The sequence below is a fragment of the Polyangium sp. 6x1 genome (genome assembly GCF_029946515.1).
Taxonomy (GTDB): domain Bacteria; phylum Myxococcota_A; class Polyangia; order Polyangiales; family Polyangiaceae; genus Polyangium.
In genome coordinates this window covers 46,994-61,855 of the sequence record NZ_JARZHH010000020.1, presented here as the reverse complement: position 1 = coordinate 61,855, position 14,862 = coordinate 46,994, and the positions used below count along the sequence as shown (strand labels likewise).

Annotated in this window: 8 protein-coding genes; 5 read left to right on the top strand and 3 right to left on the bottom strand. The window is 68.3% G+C overall.

What is annotated here, in order from left to right:
- The first annotated feature begins 144 nt into the window (after positions 1-144).
- Positions 145-567, top strand: coding sequence for a CVNH domain-containing protein (locus QHF85_RS20135; RefSeq protein WP_281328861.1), 423 nt, complete (start codon positions 145-147; stop codon positions 565-567).
- Between the two features lie 395 nt (positions 568-962).
- Here the strand turns inward: QHF85_RS20135 and QHF85_RS20130 are convergent, their stop codons facing one another.
- Positions 963-1,268, bottom strand: a complete 306-nt coding sequence (locus tag QHF85_RS20130) for a hypothetical protein (protein ID WP_281328860.1) — start codon at positions 1,266-1,268, stop codon at positions 963-965.
- 113 nt (positions 1,269-1,381) lie between these two features.
- Positions 1,382-2,683 (bottom strand): HEAT repeat domain-containing protein, encoded by a 1,302-nt coding sequence (locus QHF85_RS20125; RefSeq protein ID WP_281328859.1) that lies wholly within the window; start codon positions 2,681-2,683, stop codon positions 1,382-1,384.
- A 184-nt stretch (positions 2,684-2,867) separates the two neighbouring features.
- Here QHF85_RS20125 and QHF85_RS20120 point away from each other — a divergent pair, with 184 nt between their 5' ends.
- On the top strand, positions 2,868-6,653 hold the full coding sequence (locus tag QHF85_RS20120; protein ID WP_281328858.1) for an ATP-binding protein: 3,786 nt from the start codon (positions 2,868-2,870) through the stop codon (positions 6,651-6,653).
- Between the two features lie 92 nt (positions 6,654-6,745).
- On the opposite strand, the gene QHF85_RS20115 is transcribed toward QHF85_RS20120, so the two are convergent.
- Entirely contained in the window at positions 6,746-8,002 is a 1,257-nt protein-coding gene (locus QHF85_RS20115) for a PucR family transcriptional regulator (protein WP_281328857.1), read from the bottom strand.
- Positions 8,003-8,201: 199 nt separating this feature from the next.
- Between QHF85_RS20115 and QHF85_RS20110 the strand changes: the two genes are divergently transcribed.
- The 3 genes from QHF85_RS20110 (at position 8,202) to QHF85_RS20100 (ending at position 14,825) form a co-directional block, all read left to right on the top strand.
- Positions 8,202-8,573 carry a hypothetical protein gene (locus tag QHF85_RS20110; protein ID WP_281328856.1) on the top strand — a complete coding sequence of 124 codons (372 nt, stop codon included), beginning with the start codon at positions 8,202-8,204 and terminating at the stop codon, positions 8,571-8,573.
- A 247-nt stretch (positions 8,574-8,820) separates the two neighbouring features.
- Positions 8,821-10,143: a sigma 54-interacting transcriptional regulator gene (locus QHF85_RS20105; RefSeq protein WP_348652747.1), complete on the top strand. Its 1,323-nt coding sequence runs from the start codon at positions 8,821-8,823 to the stop codon at positions 10,141-10,143.
- Positions 10,144-10,154: 11 nt separating this feature from the next.
- Positions 10,155-14,825: a protein kinase gene (locus tag QHF85_RS20100; protein WP_281328854.1), complete on the top strand. Its 4,671-nt coding sequence runs from the start codon at positions 10,155-10,157 to the stop codon at positions 14,823-14,825.
- The last annotated feature ends 37 nt before the right edge of the window (positions 14,826-14,862 follow it).

Genomic DNA, 14,862 nt, shown 5'->3' with positions numbered 1-14,862 from the left:
TAGGAAGACAAAGCTCTTCGTGGATGTCAAGGGCTGGCGGGCGGCAGGGGGCGTTCGTGGCTGCCGAGCGCTTCCGGTCGGCCGTTCTTGCTGCAGATCCTGGGAGAGGGCGAGGGGGAGGTCCCCAGCCCGAAAGGAGCACACATGTCGAGAAAATCAGCCATTTCTTTCGCGGCCGTGGCGCTGACCGGACTCCTCGCGGCGGGGGCCGCCGAGGCGCGCGGCGCATTCGAGGATTCTTGTGACAGCATCCGGATCTTCAACAACACGAACCTGTCGGCGAATTGCAAGATGCGGAATGGCAATGTCCATTTCGGGGCGTTCATCGATCTGAACCAGTACATCGCGAACGACGATGGAAAGCTGGTATGGCGCCGGGGCGGGAATTTCGGGGCGACGTGCAGCTCCATCTCCGTCATCCATCCGCAGATCGGCCGCATGGGGGCCATCTGCCGGCAGAGGAACGGCATGACCGTCTTCTCGTTCATCCAGCTCGGCGACCACATCGCCAACATCGACGGCAACCTCGTCATCGTGGGGTTCGGCCCCGAGCACGACGAGCTTTAGCAGGCTGCTGATGAACTTGCCGAACGCAAAGGGGGCGCGCGCGCCTGCGCGGTGACCCTTGCACCGGCGCGAAGGCGCCCGGGACACGTGCACGGCGTGGGATGCACCGGAGCAAGCGCGATTGTGACGCCGTGATCCGCGCGCTCGCATCGATGCAAGCGCCGAGAGGAACACGTCACGGTGACGCTTGGACGGGTGCAAGCGCTCCCGCGCCGCATGCGAGGCGTGCCTTGAACACGTGCAAGGCACGCCTCGCAGGTCGGTTCGCGTGCCTTGCACGCGTGGGACACCCACCGAGCGGCGTCTCTCGGATGATTTGCACGCGTGCAAGGCTCACCTTGGGGTCGGTTGCCCAGACGCGGCTCCTCGAGGCCGCAAACGAGGTGCCAGGGATCCTACTTCTCTTCGACGGGCTCGAGCTTCTCGGGGGGCATCTTGCCGACGATGATGCCGTTGATCACGCAATTGCCGTTCTGGATCTCGCCGTCTCGCCACGACACGGACACCGAGGAGCGGTACTTGCATTTGCCGCCGGACGCACAGCAGCCGATCGTCGCGCCTGCGCAGGTCGCGCTGCAATTGAGGACGGTGGTGGTGGAAAGAGGGGCGGTGGTATCCGCGGAGAGGACGCCGGTGTAGAGAGCGGCGACGGCGAGCGTGGCAAGGCAGATGGCTTTCTGGATGCTCTTCGTGATGTTCATAAGCAACCTCCAGCGCGAGCGACGCGCGAGTGATGCCATGGTTCTAAGGGATGGCGCAGAGGCTCGTCCAGCACGCGGGACTTTCAAATCCTTACGCGTGGGGGCCCTGTCTGCTAATGCCGCCACGCCAGCCATTCGAGGGCCCGCGTAGCTGCTTCGCGCACATGCTCGTCCGGATCGCTTTGAATCCGCCGCAGGGTGGCCACCGCCGACGAGACATGCAGGCGGCCCAAGGCATACGCGGCCTGGCGTCGGACGCGCGGCTCGCCGTCTTCGAGCGCCCGTGCTTCGAGCCGCGGGAGCAATGCATGCCGTCGCGCTCGCCCTTCGACATGATGGGCCGCCATTGCGGCGGCCTCGCGTATCTCGGCCGCCGGGTGCGCGAGCGCCTCGGCGAGCGCATCGCCATCCTCGATGGGCGAGAGGAACGAGAGCACCCTGGCGGCTCGACCGGGCGCGAGTCCGTTCGCCATGGCATCGAGCAGCGGGCGCGGCGAGCGGAGGAGCCGGCGGAGCACACGCTGGACCTCCGAATCGATCCCGAAAGACGGTGGGTCGTGCGAGAGCATCCGGAGAAGCGGCCCGATGGCGGCCGGATCGCCGATCTTCCCGAGCGCCTCCACGGCGATTTCGACGGTCGCGTCCGGCGCGCCCTCGTCGAGGACACGCAAGAGCCACGGCACGCCCTCGGCGGCGCGCAGATGGCCGAGCGCGCCCAGCGCGGCATTTCGAGATCGCCCCTTCTCACCCGCCTCGCAAATGCGGAGGAGCTCCGGTACCATCCGCCGATCACCCGCCCTCGCGCGCAGGGCGAGTTTCCACAGGGGATCCAATGCGCTCTCCGGGAGGGCAGCGAGGCCATCGAGATCCCGCCGTCCGAGCCTCACGAGGGTCTCCCAGACGACGCCACCGACGCTGCTCGCGGGGTGGCCGAGCAGCGGGACGAGATGAGGGATGGCGCGGGGATCGCCGAGATCGCGGAGCAGCCGGACGTTGCATTTGATCTCGTACGCATTGCGGCCGCCGAGCGCTCGCGTGATCACGTCGACGGACGTGGGGCCCGAGCGTCGCGCGATCGCGACGAGGTCGGACGGATGCGGACGGGCTCCGAGGGGGAGCGCGAGGGCCGCCTCGAGCGCGGGCCGCCCGAGATCGCCGAGCGCCGTCACGATCGCTCGACGAAGCGCCTGGGCGCGAAGGAACGCCGACCTCGTCTCGGGCATCCACCCGTCGATCGTGCCGCACCATTCCCACGAATCGAAAGCGCGGACGGCGAGGTCGTAACGGGCGAGCAACGTCGGAATCGCGGCGAGATCACGTGTTCGGCCGAGGGCTCGCGCGGCTTTCGGGGCGTGTTCGGGGTCGTCGAGCGTCGCCACGAGCTCGGTGAAGGAACGGCGGGGCCTCGGCGACATCGGCGCCATCCTAGCAGCTCGTGGGGCGCGAGGTCCTTCCCTCGTCCGCCCTCTCGCCTCGCTCACGGGAGGCGAGGAGCCTGCTTGTCCGAGCCCCCGCGCGCGCGTGGCGGCGCGACGAAGAAGGGATGCAGCGATTGACAGTTGTTTATGCCACACGAAGAAATGGCCGCGGGCCCCTGCCATGCGTCGCAGCAACAATCCGTCTCATCCGCAGTCTTCCGTGCGTGGGCCTCGGACTGCGGATCCGGATTTTCGCACCCTCTTCGAGTCCGCCCCCGGGCTCTACCTCGTCGTCGAACCCGATGCGCCTCGGTACACGATCGTCGCGGTGAGCGATGCTTACGCGCGCGCGACGATGACGAGGCGCGAACAAATACTCGGTCGCGGTATTTTTGAGGTATTCCCTGCCAACCCGTCGACGTCGGTTCGAGGCGCGACGGCCGTCCGGAACCTCGGCGCGTCCCTCGAGCGGGTGCTTCGTCGTCGAGTCCAGGATACAATGCCCATTCAGCAGTACGACATCCGCCGGCCTGAGGAGGAAGGGGGCGGATTCGAAGAGCGATGGTGGTCCCAGGTCAACTGCCCGGTCTTCGGGCCCGACGGCGAGCTCATCTATGTCACGCACCGCGTCGAGGACGTCACGGAGTTCGTCCGCATCAAGCAAGCAGGCCTCGAAGCACAGAGGCTGACCGCCGACCTCCGTATCCAGGCAGAGAACATGGAGGCCGAGATCTTCCAGCGAGGAAAGGAGATCACGGAGGCCAACCGGCAGCTCGTGCGCGCCAACGACGAGATCACGCGGCTCTACGAGAAGACCAAGGAGCTCGACCGGCTGAAGTCCGAGTTCTTCGCGAGCGTCAGCCACGAGCTTCGCACGCCGCTCGCGCTCATCCTCGGGCCCACGCAGCGTCTCCTCGATGAACCCGAGATCAGCCCGGCTCTTCGTCGCGACATCGAGGTCATCGAACGCAATGCACGCACGCTTCATCACCACGTCGATGACCTCCTCGACGTCGCGAAGATCGACGCGGGACGAATGACGCTCGCGTATTGCGAGATCGATCTGGCGCGATTGGCCCGCTTCGTCGCCAGCCACTTCGAGGTGCTGGCCAGGGAGAAGGGCATCGCATTCACGGTCGAGACAGAGGGTGTGCTGTGGGCGGAGGTCGACGCGGAGAAAATGCAGCGGGTCCTCCTCAACTTGCTCTCGAACGCATTCAAATTCACGCCTGCCAGCGGGCGCATCCGCGCGAGCTTGCGACAGACCCCCGAGGATCGCATCGTCATCGAGGTGGCGGACAGCGGCCCCGGCGTTCCCGTGGACAAGCGAGAAGCCGTATTCGAACGCTTCCGCCAGCTCGAGGGCGGAGCGACACGGCGATTCGGGGGGACGGGCCTCGGCCTCGCGATCGCGCGTGATTTCATCGCCCTGCACCACGGCGCGATCTCCGTCTCCGAAGCGCCCGAAGGTGGAGCCTCGTTCGTGGTGGACCTGCCCCGACGAGCGCCGCCCGACGCCGTCGTGCGGCCCCGGGCGGCCGATGGACCCTCGGGGGGGCCTGTGCCGGCGGTGATATCGCAGGCTGCCTTCGAGGTTCACGCGGGGCCTCCGGTCGAGGGGGTCGGAGAGCCGGGACGCCCGCTCGTGCTCGTGGTGGAAGACAACCGCGAAATGAGCAGATTCATCCTCGAGAGCCTTTCGTCCGAGCATCGCGTCGTGGCGGCGTTCGATGGCATGGAGGGCCTGCGAAAAGCGCTGGAGCTCGAGCCCGACCTCGTCCTCTGCGACATCATGATGCCGAAGCTGAGCGGCGACGCGCTCGTTCGCGCGATCCGCTCCCACCGCGAGCTCGATAGGATCCCCATCGTGCTCCTCACGGCGAAGTCGGATGACGAGCTGCGGGTGAAGCTCTTGCGCGAGGGCGCCCAGGATTACATCACGAAACCTTTTACCGTCGACGAGCTGCGCGCGCGTATCGACAATCTCATCGCCGGAAAAAGAGGGCTCGAAGCCCAGGCGCGGCTCGCAGCGCTCGTCGAGCAGGCGCCGGACGGCATTTTCGTCGCCGATCTCGAGGGGCGTTATACCGACGTGAACACCGCTGGCTGCCGCATGCTCGGGTATGCCCGCGAGGAGATCCTCGGAAAGACCATGGTCGATTTCATACCTCCGCGAGACGTCCCCCGGCTCTCGCATGCCAGGGAACATCTCCTCGCGGGGTCCGTGGAGGTCGCCGAGTGGAGGCTACGGACCAAGGAGGGGGCCTACTTGCCGGTCGAGGTGTGCGAAAAGGTCCTCCCCGACGGTCGATGGCAGAGCCTCATTCGTGACATCAGCGAGCGAAAGCGCGCCGAGGAGGCGCTCCGCGCGTCGGAGGCGAGGTTCGCAGGGCTGATCTCGATCGCCGCCGACGCCATCGTTTCGATCGACCAGGACCAACGGATCCGCATTTTCAATGATGGCGCGGAGCAAATCTTCGGCTGGAAGCGCGACGAGATCCTAGGCCGGCCCGTGGATGTCTTGATCCCGGAACGGCTGAGAGAGCGCCATCGGCAGCACGTTCGCGACTTCGCGAAGAACCCGCTCCCGGCGCGAAAGACATCCGAGCGCGGCACCATTTCGGGGCTCCGCAAGGACGGCGTGGAGTTCCCAGCAGAAGGAGCCATTTCCAAGCTCGACGTGGAGGGCGCGCCTCTCTTCACCATCATCCTCCGCGACATCACCGAGCGCAAGGAGGTCGAAAAGGAGCAAGAGCTCCTCTTGAACGTCGGCGCCGTTCTGGCCTCGAGCCTCGATTACGATCAGACCGTGGACAGCCTGTTGAGCCTCGTCGTCGGCCATCTGGCGGACTGCTGCATCGTGGAGCTCATGAACGAGGATGGGGGACGTCGCTTCAAGGTCGCCCATGCGGATCCCGCCAAGGCAACCGTCGCGGAGGCTCTCCAGCGGCTCGAGCTCGATCGAGGGGGGCCGCGCCTCGTTTCGAGGGTCTTCGAGACCAGACAGCCGCTCCTCGTCAACGAGGTGACGCCCGCGTACCTGGAATCGATCGCGCAGAGCGAGGAGCACCTGCGGCTGCTGCGCGAGCTCGATCCGAAATCCCTCATCGGCGTGCCGCTGATTGCGCGTGGAAATCTCGTGGGTGCCCTCCTTCTCCTCAGCACGACGGCGGCTCGGTACGCGGCGCGGGAGTTTGCCGTGGCCCAGGAGCTTTCGCGCCGAGCCGCCCTGGCCGTGGACAACGCGTGCCTCTTCCGCAACGCTCAGCGAGCCATCCGGGTACGCGACGACATGCTCGGTATCGTCGCGCACGACCTCCGCAATCCGCTGAACGCCATTTTCGTTCACGCGGAGCTTTTGCGGCGTGCGCGGGAACCAGGGATCTCTCGACGCGGGGAGTCGATTCAGCATGCCGCGCTGCGCATGAATCGTCTCATCCAGGATCTCCTCGACGTGGCTCGCCTCGACGCGGGGCAGCTCTCCGTCATGCGTGGCGACGTCCCCGCGGACAAGGTTGCCATCGAGGCGGTGGAGGCACAGAGACCGTTCGCGCGCGAATGCTCGGTGGAGCTCGAGCTCGATGTGGCGGCAGAGCTTCCTGAAATATGGGCGGATCGCGATCGCGTCTTGCAGGTGTTCGAGAACCTCATCGGCAATGCCATCAAGTTCACCCGAGCGGGCGGACGGATTCGCGTGGGTGCGGCTCGGCGGGAGCAAGCGGTGCTCTTCTGGGTCGCGGATACGGGCCTGGGGATTCCCATGCAACAGATCCCGCACCTCTTCGATCGATTCTGGCAGGCAAAGGAGGCCGACCATCGCGGCGCCGGCCTCGGCCTGTCGATCGTCAAGGGCCTCGTCGAGGCACATGGCGGCAGCGTCTGGGCGGAGAGCACGGTCGGCGTGGGCAGCACGTTTTTCTTCACCATTCCCATCGCGCGGCCGTGGGAGCTCCGAGGGCCCAGTTGAGCTCTGCGAGGCAAGGTCGAGCGAGAAGGATTCGACCGCCGGATGGTCGGCTTCCAAGATCCACCGGACGTGTCGCTCGGCGGCCGTTTCGTTCACGCGGCGCTCGTCTGCCACCGGAGCACCGCGAGCGCGACGGCGACCTCCACGCGATTTTGCTCGAGGGGTCGCGGGAGGAGCTCCTCGGCGCGGGCGAGCCGGCGCAGCAGGGTATTGCGATGGGTGTGGAGGCGCGCTGCCGTGCGGGAGGCGTTGCACCCTTCGTCGAGGAAAGTCCGCAATGCGCTCCTGAGCTCGGGGCTCGCCGATTCGAGGTCACCGAGCGTGTGTTTGACGAAATGGTCGGCGCCCTCGGGATCGCGGGTGACCAAGGAGACGAGTCGGACCATGTCGAAGCTGACGACGCGTTGATCGGAGCCCAGGCGGGCGATCATGCGCTGGGTGGTGAGGGCGTCGAGGTGGCTGCGACGAAAGCCCTCGATTTTGCGGCTCCTGGGTCCCATTGCGATGCGGACGCCGGGCAGCGATCGTATCGCCGTGCGTAGCCGCTCGAGGTCGGGTTCGGCTTCTCCTGGCACCCAGACCCACAAAGTCGCCGCGCTGGCGACGACGATGAGGGGGCGTTGCGCGCCCGCGGCGCGGGCCAGGGCGTCGGCCGCGCTTTCGAGGGAGCCGAGATCGGACGCGGCCTCGTCGCTCCAGACGACGGCGGCTCGGTGGGTCTGGTCGAGCTCGTAGCCGAGCCGCCGTGAAGCGGTTTGGGGGCTGATCGGCGCGCCATCCAGGAGGAGCGCGACGACTTCGCGGCGCTCGGCGTGGGTGCCGCGGGTCAGCTCGTCGCGCTCGGCCTCCATCTGGGCGGAGACGCCCGCGAGCGTCGCGTCGAGGAAAAACGAGATGGAGCGGGCCGAGATATCGAGCATCTCGCGCAGCTCGTCCGGATCGGAGGTCAGATCGAAGGCAATCGACATCCACCGGAGCCAGGCCGCGTTTTGCCCGGTGCGATAGGCGTGCAGCGCGGACTCGGTCACCCCACGACGCACGAGGTCACGTGCGTTGCCGAGCGACTCGGCGCCGAGGTGGGGCGCGACCGGCGCGCCTGGGTCATGGAGGTTCGCCTCCGCCCAGTGGAAGAAATACGCGCGCATCGTTCGGCGCGTGGCCGCCGCGAGCACCGGGTCCTCGGCGACGACCTTCATGGTCTCGATGGCCAGCGTCGCCTTGTCGAGCTCCTCGAGCCACTCGTGGGGTGTGTTCAGGGCCATCTCGGCGCCGCGTCGGATCAACTCGCGCGCACGCTTCGACGGGCGCGGCCACGGCCACGCGTCCGGTTTGTTCTTCCGATGGTGCATCTTGCACCAACCGTAACAACGTTTGATGCAATGTGCACCTTGTCGCGGCCGGCCTCGTCCTCCACGTTCGCGTCATCGGCAGCCGGCCGAGCCGTATTCATCGTCGGCGTCGGTAGGAGCATCAGGAAATCCCATGTTGGGAATGACGGAGCGAACCATGGTCAGGGGTTCTGCGAGGTTCCTTCTTGTGATCGTTTTCATGTTCGGCTGCGTTTCGCAGGAGCCTCTCGAAGGGCAGGGCTTTCGCAGGGAGATGCCCGATCCCGAGGAATCGTGGGACAAGGACTGCTCGGGCGAGCATGATTGGAACGGTTGTGACGACTGCAATCCGTGCACGTGGGACGCGTGGTGCGATCCTGACGATTGGGACGCCTGGATCCCCGAATGGTGCCAGGACGTGGCCACGCTCGGGCACGCTGTCTGCGTGCACTTCGATCGGACGACGCCGATCGGGCAGATCAACGACTGCTTTCCGATCGCGCCGGTGACGGACGTTCGCGCGGGGAAGTGCTGCGCGGGGACATGCGTCGATAACGCGTCGGCGTGTGAGACGGACCCGGTTTCACATTGAGACACGCTTCGGAGGGGCGCCGCGCTGGCGCTCGCGCAGAGCAGGACCGAGCCATGAGGCGAGGACCGCCGCGAGGCTCTCGACCCGGGGTCGGCACGGCCCGAGCCCTATCCGCACCGCTTCCGCACCCGGCTCCCGCGTTTGTCGTGTGAGCCGCGCCTCGCCTGTGGTAGGAACGTGAGCCGTGTCGAGCCGAGGCCGCGCCGCGGGGCAAGAGCAAAGCGACCGCAACACCCCCGCGAGCACCGTGAGCTCGACGACGCTGACGCACGCGGATGGCCCGTCCTCCGCCCCGAAAGGCACGGTCCGTCGCTTCCGCCTCACCGTCGTCGAAGGGCCCGCGCGCGGCGTCACGTGGCAGTCCACGGGCGATCGCTGCTCGATCGGCTCCCACCACCGCAACGACCTCATCGTCGACGACCCCACGGTCTCTCGGTTTCACTGCGAGATCTTGGTCGACGAGGGCGGCGTGCGCGTCCGCGACCTCAAGAGCCGCAACGGCACCGTGCTCGACGGGGTCGCGGTCCTCGAAGCGTTCCTGCGCGTCGGTAGCCTCCTTCGGGTCGGAAAGACCGTGATCCGCTTCGAGCTCGCCGCCGAGACGAACCGGCTGCCGCTCTCCGAGGAGACCCGCTTCGGCTCGCTCGCGGGCGTCTCGCCGGCGATGCGCGCGACGTTCGCGATGCTCGCGCGGGCGGCCGAGAGCGACGTGACGGTGCTGCTCGAAGGCGAGACCGGCACGGGCAAGAGCCAGGCGGCGCACTCGATTCACAAGAAAAGCGCGCGCAGCGAGGGGCCGTTCGTCATCGTCGATTGCGGGGCCATCCACGGGAACCTGCTCGAGAGCGAGCTTTTCGGGCACGAGAAAGGCGCGTTCACCGGGGCCACGGACAAGCGGGTCGGCGCGTTCGAGGAGGCGTCGGGCGGGACGTTGTTCCTCGACGAGGTCGGCGAGCTGCCCGTCGACCTGCAACCGAAGCTGCTCCGCGCGCTGGAGGCGCGGGAGGTGCGCCGCGTGGGGTCGAACGCGTACAGGCCGGTCGACGTGCGCGTGATTGCCGCGACGAACCGCGACCTCCGCACGGACGTGAACGTCGGCCGTTTCCGCGCCGATCTTTATTTTCGCCTCGCGGTGGTCACGATTGGAATGCCGCCGTTGCGCCGGCGGCCCGAGGACATCCCGGCGCTGGCCGAGGAGATCCTCACGTCGCTCCGCGCGCCCCGTGACGCGGCGGAGCAGCTGCGCACGCCAGAGTTCATGGCGCAGCTCCGGGGCGGCGCGTGGCCCGGCAACGTGCGCGAGCTCCGCAATTACGTGGAGCGGTGCTTGATCCTCCGCACGATCGAGCCGGCCATCGAGAGCGCGGGCGCGGCGGAGGAGGGGTTCGTCGTGGATCCGACGGCGCCGTACGCCTCGGAGCGGGAGCGCGCCATGGCCGATTTCGAGCGCCGGTATTTCAAGGCGCTCCTGCGATTGCACGACGGCAAGGTCGCGCGCGCGGCGGGCGCGGCGGGGATGGATCGCACGTATCTCTATCGGCTGCTGCGACGCCACGGAATCGAGCCCTAGGGGCAGATCGCATGGAGCGCCATCCGGAGAGCCAGCGCGATCGATCGGGGGAGGCTTCGACGAGGGAGCCGGATCCGGATCCCGCGTTCGCCCGGACCGCGCAGGCCATGACCGGGCCAAACCCGGAGCCTTCCTCCCGCTCGACGGTGTCCGCGACGTCTCCGCCGATCGCATTCGGCGCGCCGGCGATCCCGGTGGAGTCCTTGTCGCTCCACGCCGGCAGCGTCATCAAGCATTACGAGATCATCCGCGAGCTCGGCCAGGGCGGCATGGGGCGTGTGTTCCTGGCGCGGGATACGCGGCTCGCGCGGCTCTGCGCGATCAAGCTCCTCGTCGGGTACACGGGGAGACGCGCCGGGCGGTTTCTGGCCGAGGCGCGGGCCACGGCGCGCTGCAAGCACGAGAGCATCGTGGTCGTGTACGAGGTCGACGAGCTCCAGGGGTATCCCTACATGGTGCTCGAATACCTCGAGGGCCGCACGCTCCGGTCGTGGATGAACGAGCGGGCGCGCGCGAGCGGCGTCTCGCCGAGCGTCGCGGCGGAGATCATGATTCCCGTCCTGCGCGCGCTCGTCTGCGCGCATGAAATGGGCATCGTGCACCGGGATCTCAAGCCGGAGAACATCCTCCTGACCGAGGGCGGCCAGGTGAAGGTGCTCGATTTCGGCATCGCCAAGCGCTTCACGCTCGACAACACGGGGACGATGACGATTGCGGCGCCGCGGCAGGGCGACGATGTGTCGACGACCGAGGACGGGACGGTCGTCGGCACGCCGCCGTACATGTCGCCCGAGCAATGGCTGGGGCTCGACGTCGATCCGCAATGCGACGTCTGGGCCGCCGGGATCATCCTGCACGAGCTCGTCACGGGCGCGCACCCGCTCGCGCCCGTGAGCATGGCGCGGCTCGTCGGCGTCCAGGTCCTCGAACTGGCGATGCCGAGCGCGCTCGAATCACGCCCCGACCTCGGGGCCCTCGGCGCGCTCATCGATCGATGCCTGAAGAAACGAAAAGCGGAGCGGATCGGATCGGCGCGGGAGCTGCTCGCGGCGCTCGAATCCATCGTGGACGCGCCGACGACGGTGGCGCTGTCGGACGACGACAATCCGTTTGCCGGTCTCTCCGCATTCCAGGAATCGGACGCCGCGCGGTTCTTCGGCCGCGAGCGTGACATCGCCGGCGCGGTCGGGCGCCTGCGCAACCAGCAGCTCGTGGTCGTGGCCGGGCCCTCCGGCGCGGGCAAATCGTCGTTCGTGCGCGCGGGGATTCTCCCTGCATTGAAGCGCTCGGGCGCCTGGGAGGCGTTCATTCTGCGCCCGGGGCGCAAGCCGCTCGCCGCGCTCGCCGACGTGCTCGCCCAGATCGCCGATCCGAAGGCCGACCTCCGCGGCAGCGTGCCCCCTACGATCGACATCGAGGAGCTCGCGGCGACGTTGCGCAGCCGCCCCGGCTACCTCGGCGCCCGCCTGCGCGCGCGGTGCCGGCGCGCGGGGGCGGACCATCACATTCTCTTGTTCGTCGATCAATTCGAGGAGCTTTATACCCTCGGCGCGAGCCCGGACGAATGGAAGGCGTTTCTCGCCTGCCTCGAAGGCGCGGCCGACGACGCGTCCTCGCCGCTGCGCGTGGTGCTCGCCATGCGCTCGGATTTTCTGGACCGGCTCGTCGACAATCGGCATTTCATGACCGAGGTGACCCGCGGGCTCGTCTTCTTGCCGCCGCTCGGCCGCGAGGGGCTGCGCGCGGCGCTCACGAAGCCCATCGAGGCGGCGGGGTATCGATTCGAGGGCGACGAGCTCGTCGAGCAGATGCTCGATACCCTGGAGAACACGCGGAGCGCCTTGCCACTCTTGCAATTCACGGCGACGAAGCTGTGGGAGGCGCGGGATCGGGAACACAAGCTCCTCTCGCGCGAGAGTTATCGCGCGCTCGGCGGGGTCGCGGGGGCGCTCTCCACGCACGCGGACGCGGTGCTCGCGACGCTCTCCGGGCCGGAGCAGGCGCTCGCGCGGTCGATTCTCTTGCGGCTCGTCACGCCCGAGCGCACGCGCGCGCTCGTGAACCTGGCCGAGCTCCGCGAGCTCTCCGAGGGCGGCGACGCCACGGAGCAGGTCGTGCAGCACCTCGCCGCCGCGCGGCTGCTCGTCATCGAGACGGGCGGCGATTGGGAGGGGTCGACGGTCGAGATCGTCCACGAATCGCTGGTCGAGCGGTGGTCGAAGCTCCGGCAATGGCTCGACGAGAACGAGAAGGACGCGCAGTTCCTCGCGCGCCTCCGCGCCGCGGCCCAGCAATGGTATGCGAGCGCCGAGGCCGAGGGACTCGTCTGGCGCGACCGCGCCGCCGAGGAGGCGCGTCAATGGCTCGAGCGACGCCGCGCCGCGCAGGGCGCGGGCACGCCGTCCCGGCTCGGCAAGCGCGAAGAGCGATATCTCGTGGCCGTCGTGGCGCTCGCCGATCGGGAGCGGGGCCTGCGCCGCCGCGTGTTCGGCGGGGCGCTCGTGATGCTCGGCGCCATTGCGGTCGTGTTTTCGTACCTGGCCCTGCGCGCCGGGGAGCAGGCGCGGCGCGCCGATCAGCAGGCCTCGCACGCGGACGAGGAGCGGGCGCGCGCGCAGGCCGAGGCGAGGCAGGCGCGCAATGCGACGCGGATCGCCGCGGCGCGCGAGCAGCAAGGGGATCCGACGACGATGCTCGCGCTCCTGCGTGAGGTCGAGCCGCCCGAGGTGCCCCGCGGCTGGTCGGAGCTCGCGCGGTGGGCGCTTCAGAGCGGGCCGGCCCGCGTGGTGCTCACGCATCCGGCCCTCGTGATGTCCGCGGCCTACAGCCCCGACGGCAAACGGATTGCCACCGCGTCGGAGGACGGCATCGTGCGGGTATGGAATGCCGACGGCCGCGGCGAGCCGCTCCTCCTCCGGGGACAGGAAGCCGTGCAATCGGTCGCATGGAGCCCCGACGGTCGCCGCATCGCGGGGGCGTCGTGGGACAAGACCGTGCGGATCTGGAATTCGGACGGCGCGGGCCGCCCGATGATTTTTTCCGGCCATGAGGACGCGGTCCGATCCGTGGCGTGGAGCCCCGACGGCTCCCGGCTCGTCTCGGCGTCGCGGGACAAGACAGCGCGTATCTGGCGGAGCGACGGCACGGGCGAGCCCGTGATCCTCCGCGGGCACGAGCAGGGATTGCGCTCCGCGGCGTTCAGCCCCGACGGCGCGCGTGTCGTCACCGCCTCCGAGGACAAGACGGCGCGGGTATGGAATGCGGACGGCTCGGGCGAAGCCGTGGTCTTTCGGGGCCACTTCGCGGCGGTCAACTGGGCGACGTTCCGGCCTGACGGCGAGCACATCGTCACGGCCTCGTGGGACAAGACCGTGCGGGTCTGGAATGCGGACGGCTCGGGCGAGCCGCAGGTCCTCACGGGCCACCAGGACGGCGCGTATTCGCTCGCGTTCACCTCCGAGGGCGGGCGCGTCCTCACGGCGTTCCAGGGCGAGGGCTTGCGCCTTTGGGCCGCGGAGAACTCCGGCGATCCCTCGGTATTCAGGGGGCACGAGGACGCCATTCAACGCGCGTCGTACAGCCCCGACGGGCAATTCGTCGTGACCGTATCGTCGGACAAGACCGCGCGGGTCTGGAGCGCGGAGGGGACGGGCAGGCCACTCTTGCTCAAAGGGCACCAGCGTATCGTCTATCGGGCGTCCTTCAGCCCCGACGGCGGGCGTATCGTGACGGCCTCCTGGGACAACACGGCTCGGGTCTGGAATGCGGACGGCGCGGGCAAACCCGTGGTTTTGCGCGGCCATGAAAACGTGGTCCACTGGGCGGAGTGGAGCCCCGACGGGAAGCGGATCGTCACGGCCTCCGAGGACAGGACGGCGCGGATCTGGAATGCCGATGGGAGCGGCGAGCCGCTCGTGCTTCGTGGGCACCTGGCGACGGTCAAATGGGCCTCGTGGAGCCCCGACGGGAAGCGAATCGTCACGGCCTCCGAGGACAAGACGGCGCGGATCTGGAATGCGGACGGGAGCGGCGCGCCGCTGATCTTGCAGGGCCATCAAGCTGCCGTCAATGCGGCGTCGTGGAGCCCGGACGGTCAGCGCATCGTCACGGCGTCCCGCGACAAGACCGTCCGGGTGTTTCATTCCGATGGAACCGGCGAGCCGCTGCTCTTGCTGGACCACCAGGGGAACGTGCGGAGCGCCGTGTTCAGCCCGGATGGCAAGCGCATCGTCACGGCGTCGCACGACAGGACGGCGCGGGTGTGGAATGCCGATGGCAGCGGCGCGCCGCTCGTCCTCGAAGGGCACCAGCACTGGGTCAATTCGGCGGAGTGGAGCCCGGATGGGAAGCACATCGTCACGGCCTCGCAGGACAAGACCGTGCGGATCTGGAGCGCGGACGGGAGTGGCGAGCCGCTCGTCCTGCGTGGCTCCGATTTCGTGGTGAACTCGGCGGTTTATAGCCCCGACGGGAAGCGGATCGTCACGGCATCGGACGACAAGGCCGCGTGGGTATGGACCGACCTCGAGCCGCTCACCGGCGTCGAGGACCCGAAATTGTGGTCGGCGACGGCGTACTGCATGTCGGTCGAGCGGCGGATCGCGCTCCTGAACGTGCCCGAAGCCATGGCGCGGGCCGAGCAAGAGGCCTGCGAGCGGCGCGTCTCCGGGGCGCCCCGCTGATCTGTCGACAGCCCGTCCACACCTGTCGACGCCGGGG